Raw genomic sequence first — 18,038 nt, forward strand, 5'->3', positions numbered from 1 at the left:
TGTGTTTCACGTCAAGAGGAGTTGGACGGACCGTCTGCCGCAGATCCTCGTCATCGCGGTACTGCAGTTCTTCGTCTGCGAATACCTGGTCGTCGGGAGCTGGCGCGGAAACTACGGCTACGGCCAGAACCTCATCAGCGATCTCGGCGTCCCCTACTGCGGAATGCAGGGAACCGAGCCGTGCAGCACCAGCTGGATGCTGATGAACGGATCCGTCGTCGTCGTCGGACTCGCCTTCCTGACTGCGGCCGCGTGGCTCCGCCGGCCCGCGCGGCCGAGGGCCGCCACCCTGTTCCTGACCGTGTCGGGGATCGGAGTGATCATCGTCGGTCTCGTTCCCTCGAACACCGGTTGGTCGGCCCACGCACTGGGAGCCAGCCTGTTCTTCCTGTTCGGCGGTTGCTTCGCCGTCACCGTCGGACTCGCGACCAGCTCGGCCGGCGTGTGGGGCATGCCGGCCACCAACCTGCGCCGCACCGCCGCCTCGTGGATCGCCACCGTGTCCGGTTGCATCGCCATCGCCGGGTACTTCGCGTTCGAGAACGGCTGGCACCTGGGTCTCGGGCCCGGAGGCATGGAGCGGGCCACCGCGTACTCGGTCATCGCCGGTTTCGTTTCGATCATGTTGCTGGAGAAGGATCTCCGGCGTGTGCCGAGGAACCGGACGACCGGTCTCGGCGTGGATCGCCTGCGTCGGTCGGGTGGGGGCAACCACCGCCGGAGCGTCGGAACGTCCGTCGGCGCGGCGCTCGCGCTGGTGGCCATGACGACGGGGTGTTCCATCGGTCATGCCGAAGCCGTCGTGGGCAACGGCTCCATGTCCGACGACTTCGACGGCCCGTCGGGCTCGGCACCGAGTTCGGTCGTGTGGTCCTACGACCTGGGCGGCGGTGGATGGGGGAACGAGGAGGTGCAGGACTACACCGACGATCCCCGGAACGTTCGACTGGACGGTGACGGCCACCTCGAGATCAATGCCGTGCGGGGCGCCGACGGAGGCTTCACGTCCGCGCGTCTCACCACCAAGGGGAAGTTCGACTTCACGGAGGGTCGCGCGGAGGCACGAATCAAGCTGCCCGCCGGGCAGGGACTCCACCCGGCCTTCTGGCTCCTCGGTTCGGACGTCGACGAGGTCGGCTGGCCGAGGTCCGGTGAGATCGACGTCATCGAGACGGTCAACGACGCGGCGGACTACAGCTGCACCCTCCACGGCCCGACGGCAGACGGCGACCATTGGCAGCAGGGTGGTAGCGGCCCCTGGCCCGCACTGTCCTCGGACTTCCACACCTACTGGGTGCAGCGGGCGCCGGGCAGCATCACCATGGGCATCGACGGCACCACCACCTGCTCCCTCACACCCGCGAGTGTCGGCGCCCAGAACGCGTGGGTCTTCGACAAGCCCTTCTTCCTGCTGCTGAACGTCGCGGTGGGCGGCAAGTACCCGGGGCCGACGGACGCACGGACGCCCGACACGTCGACGATGCTCGTGGACTACGTGAGAGTGACGCCCGCGTGACCGCGGCACTGCTGAGCCCGCCCGTGACGTCCGCACCGCGGGAGGAGCCCACGCCGCCCGGCGCCGTCCCCGTGGCGCACCTCTTCGGGTTCGTCGGATGGGGATCGGTGATCTGCGGGGTCGCGGCTCTGTCACCGCTTCCGCCGGTCATCAAGGCCGTGCTCCTCGGCATCTTCGTCCTCACCGGGCCGGGCATCGCCGCGGTGGCGCGGCTGAAGCTTCCCCGTGCGGCGGCCATCGCCGCGGTGCCGGCGGTCGGACTGGCCGCGATGAGCGCGTCGACCATGGTGCTCACGTGGTTCCATCACCCGGTCGGGGTGCTGCTGCACGTCGTCGCGCTGGTGGCCGTGGCCGCAGCGCTGCCGCGGCGGCCCGTCGGTGCACTACGGGTGTCCCGGCCGACCCTCGGTGGACTGGCGCCGATGCGGAGTTGGCCGGCGGCACTGCTGGCAGTGGCCGTGGCGGGCTGGCTGGTGGCCCTGCCCGGCCTTCGCAACGCCCCGTACTCCCAGTTCGGGCTGCTGTTCGTGGGCACCGGGCCCGCGATCGCACTCTGCACGCTGGTGGCGGTCGGCGGGTTCGTGTCGGCCCTGCGGCAGGGCCGTCTCGTGACCGCCGCGGTCGCCATCGGGGTCGTCGTCGCGATCCAACGTCTGACCGTCACCCTCGTGACCGACGTGCCGATCTACAACTGGGCCTACAAGCACCTCGGCGTCGTCGACTACATCCGACGCTTCCACGACTTGCCCGGCGGCAGCGACATCTACGGCCAGTGGCCGAGCTTCTTCACCGCGTTCGCCTGGTTCGGGGACGTATCGGCTCTCGACCCGACCGTGGTGGCACACGTCTTCGCACCGTTGATCCACGTCCTCATCGCCGTGGAGATCGTGGCCATCGCCAAGCTCCTCGGATTCACCTCCAAGGTCGCGCTGGCTGCGGCCATGATCGCGGAACTGGTCAACTGGGTCGGCCAGGACTACTTCGCACCCCAATCGCTGGCGTTCGTCATCGCGCTCGGCATAGTGGCGCTGCTGATCGCCTCGGCAACTCATCGGGTCGCCGGATACCTCTCGATCCCGTTGTTCGCCGCCCTCGTTCCCCTTCATCAGCTCACGCCGTACTGGCTGTGCGGTGTGGCCGTCGTCCTCACCATCGCCGGCCGTGTGCGACCCAGGTGGCTGCCGCTTCCCTACGTCGTTCTGCTCGTCGCCTACCTGATCCCGCGACTGGCGATCGTCGCGCCGTACGGGATCTTCTCGTTCAATCCGGTTGCGAACGCGCAGAGCAACATCGAGCTCGAGGGATCGTTCGGCAAGTTCTTCACCTCGACTGTCTGCCGGTCACTGTCCGCTGCGGTGGTCCTCCTGGCGGTGGTGTGCATGGTGATCTGGTGGCGCAGGCGCCAGCCGTTCCTCATCGCGGCGGTGCTGGCCTTCGGTTCCTTCGCGCTACTGGCCGGGCAGAGCTATGGCGGCGAGGCGATCTTCCGCGTCTACCTGTACGCCATTCCGGGGTGTGCGCTGTTGATCGCCCCACTCGTGGTGTACGCGATCGACTTTCGCTCGACGCGGGCACTGCTGCGACGTGCCGTCCAGGTGGCCGTGGTCTCGGCATTGAGCGCGGCCGCCCTGGCCGGCCTCCAGGGCTACTACGGGCTGTGGTCCATCGTCGTCGAGCACCGAAGCCAGATCGACGTCGGCGCTGAACTGTTGGCGCAGGAGAAGACACCGATCAAGGTGATGTCGCTGTATCCCGGCGGCGGGCTGTCCACCCGTTCGACGGCGGACTACCTACGGTTCACCGAGAGGGACAAGGACTTCGATCAGTCCATTCCCGCGCTGCCTGCCGACTTTCTCCGCGACTTCCCGAACAAGGGGCAACTCGACGAGATCACCGCGGGTGCTGCGGGTTTCGAGGGGAACACGTTCATCGTCTTCGATCAGCAGGCGTCCCTCGCGCTCGACTACTACCGCTACCTTCCGCCGGGAGCCATCTCGACGTTCGAAGCTCAACTCCGGGCCAGCCCGCAGTGGCGCATCCGCGATACGGACGACGTCACCACCATCTTCGAGTTCAACCGCGACGGCGGTGGGGTCGAGGCGCCACCGCGGTGCGCCAACCTGGGTTGGTTCAGTGGCGAAGCATGCGGCGTAGGAAATTCCGTGGGTGGAGCCGGCTGACCGGACGGCCGCTCCGTCCGAGGTGGAATTGCGGGCAATCGCAATGGGCGCAATCGGACCCGCGACGGTAGTGCTGATGCGCGGCACGTAGGTGCCCGCACCGGCAGGCGACGTCCTGGTTCGACATTTGTCCCGAGTGTAGTGCGGCCTCGTGGTCCGAGCCTCGGTTGACCCGCGTACGGGTCGAACGGGTCGTGTCGTCGGCCGTGACGCCCGCGCGTCGACTAGCCGACGCCCCTGGGGCGCAGGTGTCGCGGACTCGTCTGCATGCTCCGTCAATTAGTTGCTGTCGAAACCAGCAGAGGTCGCTGTGTGAATTTGCCATCTGTCATCGGCACGCCCATGCCCGCGCGGCACCGCGTCGGGTTCGGAATGTGGAAGGGTGGACCTCCTGGCCTGGCCGTGACCTGCATCGACGCACTTCACCTCCGGGTGATGCGGAGATAGCCATGCCGCTTGCCCCCTGTGTGGAACGGCTCGATGGTGGACGGAGGGGCGATCGAAGGGAGCGGCATGCCAAGTAGTCGACATTCGCTGTAACTACGTGAGTGCGTGCGTTTAGCCGTCTCCACGGGTTGCGATATTTACATTGCATTGGTATGTTTTGACGCAGCGGTCACCACGTTCGCAGGTTGCTACCGAGCAGGCCGGTCTTCGAGAGACCGGGTTGGTCGACCGTCTCATCGCGACGATTCACGACTCAGGGGGCTTTTCAACGTGACACCGGTCGAGCACGAGCCAGGGACGTGGGGGACGTCCGAAGGCTCTCCTGCGACGCGAGGTCACTCCCCACGTGTGTCCCTGTGCATCCCCGCCTACCAAGCGGAACGCCACCTCCAGGCCACGCTCGACAGCGTTCTGGCGCAGAGCTATGACGACTTCGAGGTCGTGGTCGTCGACAACAACAGCTCGGACCGGACCGCGCAGATCGTCGCCGGGGTGCGTGACGAACGCGTTCGCGTCGTCCGCAACCGAGAGACGTTGCCGATCGCCGAGAACTTCAACCGAGCGGTACGGCAGAGCCGCGGTCGGTACGTGAAGTTGATCTGCGCCGACGACACCATCGAGCCGGACTGCGTCGCGGAACAGGTGAGGGTCATGGACGCCAACCCCGATGTGGTTCTGGTGTCGGTGCGCACCGACTTCATCGACGACGCCGGCGACGTCCTGCGGCCCGCCAAGGGGCTGCGCGGCATCGTCGGGTTGCAGTCTGCGCAGCAGACGGTGAGGCGCGTGATCCGAAGCGGAACCAATCCGATCGGCCCACCGGTCGCCGCGTTGTTCCGGCGCGCCGAATTCGATCGCTGCGGGGGCTTCCGGGGCGATCTGCTGTTCCCGATGGAACTCGACCTGTGGGTCCGCATGATTCAGCACGGAGACTTCTACGGCGTGCCGAAGACACTGGCGTCCTTCCGGATCGGGTCGGGATCGATGACAGCTCTGACGTCTGCGCGCTCGCAGCTCGGTCAGCAATTCGAGTTCGTTCGCCGCGTCGTGCGCAATCCGTGCTGGCGCATCTCGACGGCCGACCGCGCAATCGGCGTGGCGGCCATCTTCGACAAGCAGTTGAGGCGGGACGTTCTCTTCCTGATGAGTTCGGTCCGCGCTGCCCGGCGCCGTCGGATCGACGGTTCCGCAGGGCATCCCGACGCGTCACCGGCGACGCACACAGGACCACGGAACGACGTACGACCGACCGAAGACCCGTTCCTCGAAGGGAAGATGCAATGGCATTCGTAGTATCCACCGAATCGACCGTCACCGACGAGGACAGGCGGTCGCGGATCTATTCCGGTGAGGTCTTCTGCATCCCACCCCGGGCGACCGTCGCGGCATTCGCCGAATTCGCCTGGACGATGATCGTGGAGGCGTTCGGCGACGTCGACCCGGTCACCGCGCACGAGTCCCTCGCCGTCGAGGAGTACGTGAAGATCCTCGGCCCCTTGAAGACCGGGTTCACCCACAGCCCCCAGTCCAAGGAACTGCTCCGAGCCGTCATGGCCGACTTCGGCGCCGACCTCGGCCTCACGTACTTCGACGTGCCGAAGCTCCGAGTCGTGCCGCCGGCGTCGTACCTCAATGCGGGGCTCGGCTACAACTACACGCCGCACCGGGACACCTGGTACTCGTCGCCGCAAAGCCAGAACAACTGGTGGGCACCGATCCGGGGCGTGACCGCCGACTCGTGCATGGTCTTCCATCCCGAGTACTGGCAGACGCCGGCCAACAACACCAGCGCCGAGTTCGATGCGTACGAGTGGAACCAGTCCTCGCGTCGTGACGCCGCGCTCTACATCAAGAGTGATCCGCGGCCGCATCCGAGGCTGAGCGGTACGGGACCCGGTGCGGGGGTGCGGCTCATCGGCGACGCCGGATCGATTCTGTCCTTCTCGGGTGCGCAACTGCATGCGACCGTTCCGAACACGACGCGCGAGGCGCGCTTCAGCATCGACTTCCGGACGGTGCACCTCGACGATCTGGTGTCGAACGCCGGACCCCCGAACGTCGACTCGCACTCGACCGGCACCTCGCTGCGCGACTACCGGCGCGCCGACACGCTCGACGCGCTACCCGAGGAGGTCGTCTCGCAGTACGACCACGGCGGCAAGTCGGACGGCGTGCTCGTCTTCGACCCGTCGGTTCTGGGTGTCGGCTGATGAGAATCCTGGTCACCGGACATCTCGGCTACATCGGCGTCGAACTCACCCCGGTCCTGCGGAGGCTCGGCCACGACGTCGTCGGGCTCGACACGGACTACTTCGCGTCGGGGGACTTCCTGGCCCCGCCGGACGACGTGCCCAACCTCGCCATGGACATGAGGGACGTGACGCCCGAGCACCTGGCCGGCTTCGACGCCGTCGTTCACCTTGCGGCGCTGTCGAACGACCCGCTGTCCGACCTCAACGCGAGCCTCACGTATGACATCAACCACGCGGCGTCCGTCCGGCTCGCGGAGGCGGCCAAGGCCGCCGGTGTGAGTCGATTCGTGTTCTCGTCCTCGTGCAGCCTGTACGGCAAGGCGGGCGACGACGAACTCGACGAGGGTGCGGCCTTCAACCCGGTGACGCCGTACGGGGAGTCGAAGGTCCGGGTCGAGCAGGCGCTGTCCGAACTCGCCGACGACGACTTCTCGCCCGTCTACCTCCGCAACGCCACCGCCTACGGACTGTCGCGTCGCCTCCGGGCCGACGTCGTGGTCAACAACCTGGTGGCCCACGCGGTGACGACCGGCAAGGTGATGCTGCAGAGTGACGGCACGCCGTGGCGGCCGCTGGTTCACGTCCTCGACATCGCGGCTGCGTTCGCCGCCGCCCTGAGTGCGCCCCGGGATGCCATCCACGACAGGGCATTCAACGTGGGCAGGGTCGGCGAGAACTATCAGATTCGCGACGTCGCGCACCTCATCGCCGAACTCGCCCCCGAGTGCGTCGTCACCTACGCCGAGGGCGCCATGCCCGACATCCGGGACTACCGCGTCGACTTCACCAGGATCGAACGGGAACTGCCCGGGTACGAGCCCCAGTGGACCGTGCGGTCGGGGATCGAACAGCTGCTGGCCGCCTACCGCGACGGTGGCATGACCGCCGACGGTTTCACCGGTCCGAACTACTTCCGTCTCCGCACCATCACCGGACTCCTGGACCGCGGCGACCTCGATCCGCAACTGCGGTGGAGCCGCGACCGCGCGGACACCTCGTCGCTGGAATTGCAGCCGTCGTGACCGAACGAATCCCCATCGCCGGGCCGTGGGTCACCGACCTCGAAGTCGCCTACGTCGCAGAGGCGGCCGCGGACGACTGGTACACCGGCGCCGGGCGTTCCGTCGCCTCCTTCGAGGCCGAGTTCGCCGAGTACGTCGGTGCGGGTCACGCAGCGGCGGTTCCGCACGGAACCTCCGCGCTGCACCTGGCGATGGCGGCGCTCGGCATCGGGCCCGGTGACGAAGTGGTCGTCCCGGAGTCGACCTGGGTGGCGACGGCCGCTCCGATCCACTACCTCGGTGCGACACCGGTATTCGCCGACGTCGACCCGCGCACCTGGTGCATGTCGGCCGACTCCCTGGCCAAGCGTCTGACCGCCCGCACCAAGGCCATCGTCACGGTCGACCTCTACGGCGGCATGCCCGACATGGCCGCGATCGAGTCGGCCGCGGCGGGGATCCCGATCATCGAGGACGCGGCGCAGGCCATCGGCGGGAAGTGGCACGGCCGGCCCGCCGGGACCCTCGGAGACGTCGCGGCGTTCAGCTTCCACGGAACCAAGACGATGACGACCGGCGAGGGCGGGATGGTCGTCACCAGTCGCGACGACGTGTTCGAGCGGATCTCGCGGCTGCGCGATCACGGCCGAACCCCCGCGGACTTCAAGCTGTTTCAGACCAGCGAGCTGGCCTTCAAGTATCGGATGAGTTCACTGCAGGCTGCATTCGGACGCGCTCAACTCTCTCGGATCGACGAGTTGGTCGGGAAGAAGAAACAGATCTTCGAATGGTACGAGGAGCGGCTGGCCATGGTGCCCGGCGTCGAACTCAACCACCGCGAACCGGACGTCGAGAACGCGCTGTGGATGGTGACCGTCGTCGTCGACCCGACCCACGATCTGTCGACCCGCAGGTTGATGGAACTCTTCGATGCGCACTCGGTGGACACCCGGCCGTTCCTGCCGCCCCTCAGTTCGCTGCCGGCGTTCGCCGGATACGACACCGCCGCCGACGGTGCGCGCCGCAATCCGGTCGCATACGACATCGCCGGACGGGCCATCAACGTGCCCTCCGCGCTCGCACTCACCGAATCGCAGGTCGACAGGGTCTGCGACCTCCTACAGCTGTTCCTCTCGGGGAAGGAAGAACTATGAAGGCCGTCATTCTCGCCGGAGGGCGAGGGACTCGCATCAGCGAGGAATCCCAGAGCAGACCGAAGCCGATGGTCGAAATCGGTGGCAAGCCGGTCCTCTGGCACATCATGAAGACCTACGGCGCGGCCGGCGTGACGGACTTCGTCATCCTGTGCGGCTACAAGGGCTACATGATCAAGGAGTACTTCGCGAACTACTTCCTGCACATGTCGGACGTCCGGATCGACATGAAGAACGACACGATCTCGACGCTGGAGTCGAAGAGCGAGCCGTGGACGGTGACGCTCCTCGACACCGGTGAGTCGACGATGACCGGCGGGCGCCTGTTGCGCGCCAGGGACCACATCGGCGACGACGTGTTCTCCTTCACCTACGGGGACGGAGTGTCCGACGTCGACATCCGCGAGGTGGCCGCCTTCCACGAGAAGTCCGGATCGATCGCCACGGTGACGGCCGTTCAGCCGCCCGCGCGTTACGGCACGCTGGGATTCGAGGGCGACCGCGTCCACTTCGAGGAGAAGCCTCAGGGTGGTAGCGGCTGGGTCAACGGCGGTTTCTTCGTGGCGAAGCCGTCGATCCTGGACTACATCGACGGCGACGACAGCGTGTTCGAGCAGGCTCCGCTCGAACGGCTGAGTTCCGACGGTGAACTGACCGCCTACCGGCACAATGGATTCTGGCGCGGCATGGACACCCTCTGGGACAAGATCTACCTCGACGAGCTGTGGAACAACGACAAGGCCCCCTGGCGGACCTACGATGTCTGAGAGCACTCCCGCGGGCTGCGACTGCAGGTTCTGCGGCGCCCCCCTGACCCACTCGTTCTGCGATCTCGGCATGTCACCGCTCGCCAATTCCTACGTCGCCCCGGATCGGCTGAATCACCCGGAGGTCTTCTACCCACTGCACGCCTACGTGTGCACGGAGTGCCTCCTCGTGCAGTTGGCCGAGTTCACCTCGGCGGACGCCATCTTCAGCGACTACGCCTACTTCTCGTCGTACTCGCAGAGCTGGCTGGATCATGCGCGCAGATACGTCGAGACAGCGATCGGTCGCTTCGGGCTCGACGCGTCCAGCAAGGTCGTCGAGGTGGCGAGCAACGACGGCTACCTGCTGCAGAACTTCGTCGACGCCGGAATCCCCTGCCTGGGAATCGAACCGGCGAAGAACGTGGCGCTCGTCGCCGTGGAACGTGGCATCGACACCCGTGTCGGGTTCTTCGGCGAAGCCCTCGCCGACGAGCTGGTCGACGACGGTGTGCGCGCCGACCTCCTCATCGGCAACAACGTCCTCGCCCACGTCCCCGACCTCAACGACTTCGTGACCGGCCTGTCGCGGTTGTTGGCGCCCGGCGGCGTCATCACCATGGAGTTCCCGCACCTACTCGAACTGATCGAGAACAACCAGTTCGACACGATCTACCACGAACACTTCTCCTACTTCTCGCTGCTGACCGTCACCCAGGTCTTCGCGAGCCACGGTCTGCGGTTGTTCGACGTCGACCGACTGCCGACGCACGGCGGATCCCTGCGGATCTACGCCTGCCATGCGGACGACGCCGGGCACGCCGAGTCGTCGCGCATCGACGTGCTGCGTCAGGTGGAACGCGACGCGGGCCTCGACGATCTGGCCGGCTACCGCGCGTACACCGAACAGGTGAAGCGGACGAAACGGGCGCTGCTGACGTTCCTCGTCAACGCGCGGGAGGAGGGGCGGACCGTCGCCGCGTACGGCGCCCCGGCCAAGGGCAACACCCTGCTCAACTACTGCGGCGTCCGGGACGATCTCGTCGACTTCACCGTCGACCGGAGTCCGCACAAGCAGGGGCAGTACCTGCCGGGCACCCACCTGCCGATTCACGCCCCCGACCACGTGCGCGAGACCCGCCCGGACTACCTGCTGATCCTGCCGTGGAACCTCCGCGACGAGGTGATCGAGGACATGGCCTACATCAGGGAATGGGGTGGCCGATTCGTCGTGCCGATCCCGGAACTCACCGTCATCGACTGAGTCACCGAGCGGCGCGGGTTGCCGGGTGTATCGCGATCAGGCCTAGCCCGCCGCGCCGCTTGCACATCGCCGCGAGTTCGACGTAGGCCTTCTCGCCCAGCAGTTCGGTGAGTTCGGGTGCGTAGGACTGCCACACGGGCCGCGTGCCCACGTGTGCGGCGGGATCGCCGCTGCAGTACCAGTGCAGGTCCTCGCCGCCCTCGCCCCAGCCGCGCCGGTCGTACTCGGTGATGGTGGTGCGCAGGATCTCGCTGCCGTCCGGCCGCTCCACCCACTCCTGGGTGCGGCGGATCGGAAGCTGCCAGCACACCTCGGGTTTCATCGTCAGCGGCTCGACGCCGAGCTTGAGCGCCTTCGAGTGCAGCGCGCACCCGATGCCACCGGGGAAGCCGGGCCGGTTCAGGAAGATGCAGGCGCCCTTGTACTTGCGGGTCCGCCAATTCGGCTTGCCGTCGTACTCGTCCATCTCCAGATACCCCTTGCGGCCCAACCCCTTGGACCGGTACTGCCAGTCCTCGTCGGTCAGCATCGACGCCGCATCGTCGAGCATCGCGCGGTCGTCGTCGTCGGACAGGAACGCGCCGTGCGAGCAGCAGCCGTCGTCGGGTCGGTTCGCCACCGTGCCCTGGCACGCGGGGGTACCGAAGACGCAGGTCCACCGCGACAGCAGCCACGTCATGTCCGCCGCGATGAGGTGCTCCGGGTTCTCCGGATCGAAGAACTCGACCCATTCGCGGGCGAAGTCCATGTCGACTTCGCCCGGGTGCCGATTCCTCTGCTCGTCGCTCGAGCGCTCATCGCGAGTCCCCGTCACGGAAACCAACGGTAGACCCGATAACGTGGGTCGCGTGCGATTGGGCGTGCTCGACGTGGGCAGCAACACAGTTCACCTGCTGGTAGTCGATGCCAGGCGGGGTGGACACCCCACGCCCATGAGTTCGACCAAGGCGTCGCTGCGGCTGGCCGAGGCGATTGACGGCTCCGGAAAGCTGACCCGCAAGGGCGCCGACAAGTTGGTCGACACCATCGACGAATTCGCCAAGATCGCTGCGAGTTCGGGGTGCGCGGAGCTGATGGCGTTCGCGACCTCCGCCGTGCGCGATGCGACCAACTCCGAGGACGTGCTGGCGCGGGTGCGCACCGAGGCGGGCGTGGCGCTCAAGGTGCTCAGCGGCGTCGACGAATCGCGACTCACGTTCCTGGCCGTCCGTCGGTGGTACGGGTGGAGTGCGGGCCGCATCACCAACATCGACATCGGCGGCGGATCGCTCGAACTGTCCAGCGGCGTCGACGAGGAGCCCGACGTGGCGCTGTCGCTGCCGCTGGGCGCCGGCCGGCTGACCCGGGAGTGGCTGCCCGACGACCCGCCGGGCCGCCGCCGGGTCGCGATGCTGCGCGACTGGCTGGACACCGAGATGGCAGAGGCGGGCGCCAAGGTCCTCGACGCGGGCGCTCCCGACCTCACGGTGGCGACGTCCAAGACCTTCCGATCGTTGGCACGACTCACCGGTGCCGCGCCTTCCGGTGCAGGACCGCGTGCGAAGAGGACACTGACAGCAGCGGGCCTGCGGCAGCTCATCGCCTTCATCTCTAGGATGACCGCCGCGGACCGAGCAGAACTGGAAGGGGTGAGCACCGAGCGTGCGCCACAGATCGTGGCAGGCGCCCTGGTCGCCGAAGCGAGCATGCGGGCATTGTCGATCGACACGGTGGACATTTGCCCATGGGCGTTGCGGGAGGGCCTGATTTTGCGGAAACTCGACAGTGAAGCCGACGGAACCGCCCTGGTGGAGTCATCCGTGGACTTAGCCAAGGCTAGGGGCAGCAGACGATGACAGACGACGACAACGCCACCCGGCCCATCTCGGTGGCCGAACTCCTCGCGAAGAATGGCACGATCGGCGCACCACCGGCCGGTGGCCGCCGCAGGCGCAGGCGCGGCAACACCGACTCCGTCACCGTCGCCGAACTGACGGGCGAGATCCCGATCATCAGCGCGGCGCCAGAGGAACTGGTGCAGCCGCGTCGCGCCGAGCCGAAGCCCGTCGAGAAGCCCCCCGTCGAGGAGCCCGCCGAAGAGCCTCCAGTCGACGAAACCGTCGACGAACCCGTCGCCGAGGAGCCTGCCGACGAGACCCCGCGTCCCGGCGAAGCCGATTACGCGTCGGTGTCCGAGGCGCCCGCGCCGGAGGTCACCGCCGACGACGAAGCCGTCGTCGATCCCATCGAGGACTACGAGGCCGACGAGCTGGTCGAACTCGACCCCGCCGTCGACGCCGAGGAGGACTACGCCGCCCACCTCGAGCAGCGCGACGCCGATGATGCGCCGATCGCGTTCACCCCGCCGCCGCGACGTCCCGGGGCCGCGACGAGCACCGGCTTCACCGCCGCCGGTGGCGCCGAGGAGATGAGCCCCGACCCCTCCTTCGACGACGACGAGATCGACGCCGACGACGACATCGACCTCGACTTCGCCGAGATCGCCGGAACGTCGAAGGAGTCGACGACGAAGGACCCGTCGCCGTCGTACCTCCGGTCGACGGGCGACACGCTGTTCGGTGGCGGTCAATCGGTGGCCGACGACCTCGCCCGCCGCGGTAGCCGGCCCACCCCCGAGGACATCGACCTCGGTGACGACGAGCACGACGACGACGCCGACGACGACGCCCTGGTGGACACCGTCCCCGACGCCGCCGGGGAGAAGCGCGGGTCGGCGTTCCTGCGCGGTGCGTGGGTGGTGGCGCAGTGCATCCTGGCAGTGGCCTTCGGTGCCGGTCTGTTCATCGCCTTCGACCAGCTGTGGAAGTGGAACAACATCGTCGCGCTGGTGCTCTCGGTGCTCGTGATCCTCGGACTGGTGGTCGGCGTGCGCGTCGTGCGCAAGACCGAGGACATCGGCAGCACGCTCATCGCCGTCGCCGTGGGCGCACTGATCACGCTGGGGCCGCTGGCGCTCCTGCAATCGCACTGAGGGTCGAGACAGAACCCCTGTGCGCCCTGCCATCAAGGTCGGTCTCTCGACTGCCTCGGTCTACCCGTTGCGGACCGAGGCGGCCTTCGAATACGCCGCGAGACTCGGGTACGACGGCGTCGAACTGATGGTCTGGGCGGAGACGGTCAGCCAGGACGTCGACGCCATCGCCAAGCTGTCGGCGACCTACGACGTCCCGGTCCTGTCGGTGCACGCGCCCTGCCTCCTGATCTCACAGCGGATCTGGGGCGCCAACCCCATCCCGAAGCTCGAGCGCAGCGTCCGGGCGGCCGAGGCGCTCGGCGCGCAGACGGTGGTGGTGCACCCGCCGTTCCGGTGGCAGCGCCGGTACGCCGAGGGGTTCACCGACCAGGTCGCCGAACTCGAGGCCTCGAGCCAGGTGATGGTGGCGGTGGAGAACATGTTCCCCTTCCGCGCCGACCGCTTCTTCGGTGCGGGACAGTCCTCGATCGAGCGGATGCGCCGCCGCGGGGGCAGCCCAGGGACGGGCATCTCGGCGTTCGCGCCGTCGTTCGATCCGCTCGACGGGGAGCACGCGCACTACACGCTCGACCTGTCGCACGCCGCGACGGCGGGCACCGACGCGATCGAGATGGCCCGGCGGATGGGCATCGGTGGCCCGGACGGCGGTCTGGTGCACCTGCACCTGTGCGACGGCAGCGGGGCCGCCACCGACGAGCACCTGGTGCCGGGGCACGGCTCGCAGCCGGCGGCGGAGATCTGCCAGATGCTGGCCGCCAGCGACTTCGCGGGGCACGTCATCCTCGAGGTCACCACGTCGCGCGCGCGCAACGCCGCCGAGCGTGAACAGCTCCTGGTCGAGTCACTCGAGTTCGCGCGAGAACACCTGCTGCGCTGAGAGATTGGAGTCCAGTGTCGTCATCGACGTCATTCACCGAGGCGATGAACCTGACACCGGTGTCCGTCGACGGGCCGGTGGCCCGCTACGACGGGTTCGTCAACGAGAACTGGACCATCGGGCCCAAGGTGCACGGCGGCGTGATGCTGGCGCTGTGCGCGAACGCGGCGCGGACGGCGGTTCGTTCCGGCGGGCAGTCCGGCGTCGAGCCGATCGCGGTGTCGGGCAACTTCCTGTGGGCACCCGATCCCGGACCGATGCGGCTGACGGCGACCACCCGCAAGCTCGGCAGGCGGGTGAGCCTCGTCGACGTCGAACTCGACCAGGGCGAGCGAACGGCGGTGCGGGCCACCATCACCCTGGCCGTCCCCGAACACGATGCGACACCGCTGCTGGTGGCCAACCCGGTCGTGCCGCTCATGACGCCCGAGCCGCCACCCGGTCTGGAGCCGATCGGGCCGGGGCATCCGATGGCCGACGTGGTGCACCTCGCGCGGGGCTGCGACATCCGGCCGTCCCTGACGACCATGGCGCCCCGCTCCGACGGCGGCGCACCGGTGATCGAGTACTGGGTGCGGCCGCGGGACTGTGCCCCCGACGTCCTGTTCGCGCTCGTGTGCGGCGACGTGTCCGCGCCGGTGACGTTCGGCGTCAACCGGTTCGGTTGGGCCCCTACGGTCCAGCTGACGGCCTATCTGCGTGCCGTGCCTGCCGACGGGTGGCTGCGGGTGCTGTGCACGACGATGCAGATCGGCCACGAGTGGTTCGACGAGGACCACGTGGTGGTCGACTCGGCCGGACACGTCGTGGTGCAGTCCCGTCAGCTGGCGATGGTGCCCGCCGAGTCCTGACCTGACCGGCGGCGAGCGTCGACTCGCCTGACGCCGACCGACGTTCGGCTGGTGCCGGGGGGACGTGCAATGCTTTCCCGCGTGGCGAGAATCGCGATCATTGGCGGCGGAAGCATCGGCGAGGCGCTGCTCTCGGGACTGTTGAAGGGTGGACGTCAGGCGAAGGACCTGGCCGTCGCGGAGAAGGATCCGGCGCGGGCCAAGCACCTCTCCGAGCAGTACTCGGTACTCCTGACGACGGTCGCCGACGCGGCGGAGAACGCCTCCTACGTGATCGTCGCCGTGAAGCCGGCGGACGTCGAACCGATCGTCCTCGAGATCGCCGACGCCTTCGCCAAGGCCCACGACGGGAGCACCGAGCAGGTCATCGTGTCGGTGGCGGCCGGGGTGAGCACCGCCTACTACGAGTCGAGGCTGCCCGCGGGCTCGCCGGTGATCCGGGTCATGCCGAACACCCCGATGCTGGTGGGCGTCGGGATGAGCGCGATCTCCCGCGGGAACTTCGCGACGCCCGAGCAGATGAAGGACGTCGCCTCGATCTTCGGCGTGGTCGGGGAGGTCCAGGTGGTGCCGGAGTCCCAGATCGACGCCGTCACCGCGGTGTCGGGATCGGGCCCGGCGTACTTCTTCCTGATGGCCGAGGCGCTCGTCGACGCGGCCGTCGCGGCGGGCCTGCCGCGCCACGTGGCGACCGAACTGGTGGCGCAGACCATGGCGGGCTCGGCCGCGATGCTCCTGGACCGCCTCGAGCGGCGCGGTGCGGGTGGGGAGCCCGCAACGGGGCCCGCGCTGGACACCAGCCCGGCGCAGCTGCGCGCCATGGTGACGTCGCCGGGTGGCACCACCGCCGCTGGTCTGCGCGAACTCGAGCGAGGGGGTCTGCGGGCCGCCGTCGGCGAGGCGGTCGAGGCCGCAAAAACACGCTCTGAGCAGCTAGGAATTACATCAGAGTAGTTCACCAATTTCCGACGAGTTGTCCCACACCCGTCGCAATAACCACAACTGCCACGCTATTCTCCTCGTGTATGCACGTACCTGTGCCAGCGGTGGGGAAGCCGCTGGCAGGGACGTGCCTGATTGATTGGGTTGCGATGACGTCTATGAACGGGCCATCGGCACGCGATTCCTCTGGTGGCAAGGCGCGCGACGCCGCCGGTGGGTCCGGGGATGGTCAACAGCCCCGTGCTCAATTCCTCACCGTCGCCGAGGTGGCCAGCCTGATGCGGGTCAGCAAGATGACGGTCTACCGACTGGTGCACAACGGCGAGCTGCCGGCCGTGCGGGTCGGCCGGTCCTTCCGCGTGCACGCCAAGGCGGTGCACGATCTCCTGGAGACCTCGTACTTCGACGCGGGATAGCGGCCGAGCAGCGCGACAGCAGGCGTTTTCGTCCGCCAGTCATGGCCGGGTAAGGTAACCAGGTCAGTTAACGAGGCGTACTCGAGATCGTCAGCCTCAGTTGTCCTCGGTTTGTCTTAGGTAGCGGAGTTCATGGGTTCAGTCATCAAGAAGCGGCGTAAGCGCATGTCGAAGAAGAAGCACCGCAAGCTGCTTCGTCGTACCCGGGTGCAGCGCAGAAAACTTGGCAAGTAGTTCTCGGGCTCAGCCGATAGGCTGACGCCCATGGATGCTGACGGACGCTCGGGTGGGCGGTCCGAGTCCGGCTCGTCGCCCAGCGGGGGATCGGACTCGGTCGACCCGTCGAACCACCCGAAGGTGGTCCTGGTGACGGGTGCCTGCCGGTTTCTCGGCGGCTACCTGACCGCTCGTCTGGCGCAGAACCCGCGGATCGACCACGTCATCGCGGTGGACGCCGTCATGCCGAGCAAGGATCTGCTCCGTCGCATGGGCCGCGCCGAGTTCGTCCGCGCCGACATCCGTAACCCGTTCATCGCCAAGGTGATTCGCAACGGAGACGTCGACACCGTCGTGCACGCGTCGGCGGCGTCCTACGCCCCGGGCTCCGGCGGCAGGGTCGCGCTGAAGGAACAGAACGTCATGGGCGCGATGCAACTCTTCGCCGCATGCCAGAAGGCGCCGTCCGTCCGCCGCGTGGTGCTGAAGTCGACCTCGGAGGTCTACGGCTCGAGCGCCTACGACCCGGTGCTGTTCACCGAGGACGGCAGCGCACGCAGGCCTCCCGGCGAGGGGTTCGCGCGCGACAGCATCGACATTGAGGGCTACGCCCGCGGCCTGGCCCGGCGTCGCCCGGACATCGCCGTGACGATCCTGCGTCTGGCCAACATGATCGGTCCCGCGATGGACACGGCGCTGTCGAGGTACCTGGCCGGGCCCGTGGTCCCGTCCGTCCTGGGCCGGGATGCGCGTCTGCAGCTGCTGCACGAGCAGGACGCCCTGGGCGCTCTCGAGCGCGCCACCATTGCCGGCCGTCCTGGGACGTTCAACGTGGGTGGCACCGGCATCATCATGATGTCGCAGGCCATCCGCCGATCGGGCCGCGTTCGCCTGCCCGTCCCGAAATCGGCATTGTCTGCCGTTGATTCGCTGCGGCGCGCAACCCGCTACACTGAGGTCGATCGCGAGCAGCTCAGATACCTGAGCTACGGCCGGGTCATGGACACCACGAGGATGCGCAACGAGTTGGGCTATACACCGAAGTGGTCGACGGCGGAGGCTTTTGACGATTACGTCCGCGGGCGCTCGTTGACACCGATCATCGATCCCCGCTGGGTACGCTCTGTGGAGCAGCGCGCCGTGGCCGTCGCGCAACGACTGGGCCGGTAGGCGACACGTGGATTCCCCGGGAGGAGGTAGCG

General features: G+C 67.7%; 17 protein-coding genes. 16 read left to right on the plus strand and 1 reads right to left on the minus strand.

Going from position 1 to position 18,038, the window contains the following annotated elements:
• Nucleotide 1 precedes the first annotated feature (1 nt).
• The 8 genes from G6N64_RS09950 to G6N64_RS09985 all read left to right on the plus strand — a co-directional run bounded on the left by G6N64_RS09950 (nt 2) and on the right by G6N64_RS09985 (nt 10,560).
• A complete protein-coding gene (locus tag G6N64_RS09950; protein WP_163796745.1) occupies nt 2-1,516 on the plus strand; it encodes a family 16 glycosylhydrolase in 1,515 nt (504 codons plus the stop codon).
• Nucleotides 1,513-3,696: a hypothetical protein gene (locus G6N64_RS09955; RefSeq protein WP_163796746.1), complete on the plus strand. Its 2,184-nt coding sequence runs from the start codon at nt 1,513-1,515 to the stop codon at nt 3,694-3,696. Before G6N64_RS09950 ends, G6N64_RS09955 begins: the two co-directional genes overlap by 4 nt.
• A gap of 552 nt (nt 3,697-4,248) precedes the next feature.
• A complete protein-coding gene (locus G6N64_RS09960) occupies nt 4,249-5,436 on the plus strand; it encodes a glycosyltransferase (RefSeq protein ID WP_246231077.1) in 1,188 nt (395 codons plus the stop codon).
• Nucleotides 5,424-6,353 carry a hypothetical protein gene (locus G6N64_RS09965; protein ID WP_163796747.1) on the plus strand — a complete coding sequence of 310 codons (930 nt, stop codon included), beginning with the start codon at nt 5,424-5,426 and terminating at the stop codon, nt 6,351-6,353. Before G6N64_RS09960 ends, G6N64_RS09965 begins: the two co-directional genes overlap by 13 nt.
• Nucleotides 6,353-7,417, plus strand: coding sequence for an NAD-dependent epimerase/dehydratase family protein (locus G6N64_RS09970; RefSeq protein ID WP_163796748.1), 1,065 nt, complete (start codon nt 6,353-6,355; stop codon nt 7,415-7,417). Before G6N64_RS09965 ends, G6N64_RS09970 begins: the two co-directional genes overlap by 1 nt.
• Nucleotides 7,414-8,550 (plus strand): DegT/DnrJ/EryC1/StrS family aminotransferase, encoded by a 1,137-nt coding sequence (locus G6N64_RS09975; RefSeq protein ID WP_163796749.1) that lies wholly within the window; start codon nt 7,414-7,416, stop codon nt 8,548-8,550. Before G6N64_RS09970 ends, G6N64_RS09975 begins: the two co-directional genes overlap by 4 nt.
• A complete protein-coding gene (gene rfbF, locus G6N64_RS09980) occupies nt 8,547-9,317 on the plus strand; it encodes a glucose-1-phosphate cytidylyltransferase (RefSeq protein ID WP_163796750.1) in 771 nt (256 codons plus the stop codon). Before G6N64_RS09975 ends, rfbF begins: the two co-directional genes overlap by 4 nt.
• Nucleotides 9,310-10,560 (plus strand): class I SAM-dependent methyltransferase, encoded by a 1,251-nt coding sequence (locus G6N64_RS09985; RefSeq protein ID WP_163796751.1) that lies wholly within the window; start codon nt 9,310-9,312, stop codon nt 10,558-10,560. The genes rfbF and G6N64_RS09985 overlap by 8 nt, the downstream gene beginning before the upstream one ends.
• Nucleotide 10,561: 1 nt before the next feature.
• Here G6N64_RS09985 and G6N64_RS09990 read toward each other — a convergent pair whose 3' ends face one another.
• Nucleotides 10,562-11,308: a DUF3109 family protein gene (locus tag G6N64_RS09990; RefSeq protein WP_163801570.1), complete on the minus strand. Its 747-nt coding sequence runs from the start codon at nt 11,306-11,308 to the stop codon at nt 10,562-10,564.
• 100 nt (nt 11,309-11,408) lie between these two features.
• Between G6N64_RS09990 and G6N64_RS09995 the strand changes: the two genes are divergently transcribed.
• The 8 genes from G6N64_RS09995 (at nt 11,409) to G6N64_RS10030 (ending at nt 18,006) form a co-directional block, all read left to right on the plus strand.
• A complete protein-coding gene (locus G6N64_RS09995) occupies nt 11,409-12,395 on the plus strand; it encodes a Ppx/GppA family phosphatase (protein ID WP_163796752.1) in 987 nt (328 codons plus the stop codon).
• On the plus strand, nt 12,392-13,531 hold the full coding sequence (locus G6N64_RS10000) for an Rv0497 family membrane protein (protein WP_163796753.1): 1,140 nt from the start codon (nt 12,392-12,394) through the stop codon (nt 13,529-13,531). The genes G6N64_RS09995 and G6N64_RS10000 overlap by 4 nt, the downstream gene beginning before the upstream one ends.
• A gap of 19 nt (nt 13,532-13,550) precedes the next feature.
• Nucleotides 13,551-14,411, plus strand: coding sequence for a sugar phosphate isomerase/epimerase family protein (locus G6N64_RS10005; RefSeq protein WP_163796754.1), 861 nt, complete (start codon nt 13,551-13,553; stop codon nt 14,409-14,411).
• Between the two features lie 14 nt (nt 14,412-14,425).
• Complete coding sequence (locus G6N64_RS10010; RefSeq protein ID WP_163796755.1) at nt 14,426-15,262, plus strand: thioesterase family protein; 837 nt, start codon at nt 14,426-14,428, stop codon at nt 15,260-15,262.
• An 81-nt stretch (nt 15,263-15,343) separates the two neighbouring features.
• Nucleotides 15,344-16,216 (plus strand): pyrroline-5-carboxylate reductase, encoded by an 873-nt coding sequence (proC, locus tag G6N64_RS10015; protein ID WP_174266780.1) that lies wholly within the window; start codon nt 15,344-15,346, stop codon nt 16,214-16,216.
• A gap of 137 nt (nt 16,217-16,353) precedes the next feature.
• Nucleotides 16,354-16,620: a helix-turn-helix domain-containing protein gene (locus tag G6N64_RS10020; protein ID WP_163796757.1), complete on the plus strand. Its 267-nt coding sequence runs from the start codon at nt 16,354-16,356 to the stop codon at nt 16,618-16,620.
• Nucleotides 16,621-16,752: 132 nt separating this feature from the next.
• A complete protein-coding gene (locus tag G6N64_RS10025; RefSeq protein WP_003402602.1) occupies nt 16,753-16,854 on the plus strand; it encodes a 30S ribosomal protein bS22 in 102 nt (33 codons plus the stop codon).
• Between the two features lie 30 nt (nt 16,855-16,884).
• On the plus strand, nt 16,885-18,006 hold the full coding sequence (locus G6N64_RS10030; RefSeq protein ID WP_163796758.1) for an SDR family oxidoreductase: 1,122 nt from the start codon (nt 16,885-16,887) through the stop codon (nt 18,004-18,006).
• Nucleotides 18,007-18,038 lie beyond the last annotated feature (32 nt).

This window comes from Mycolicibacterium sediminis (assembly GCF_010731735.1).
Classification (GTDB): domain Bacteria; phylum Actinomycetota; class Actinomycetes; order Mycobacteriales; family Mycobacteriaceae; genus Mycobacterium; species Mycobacterium sediminis.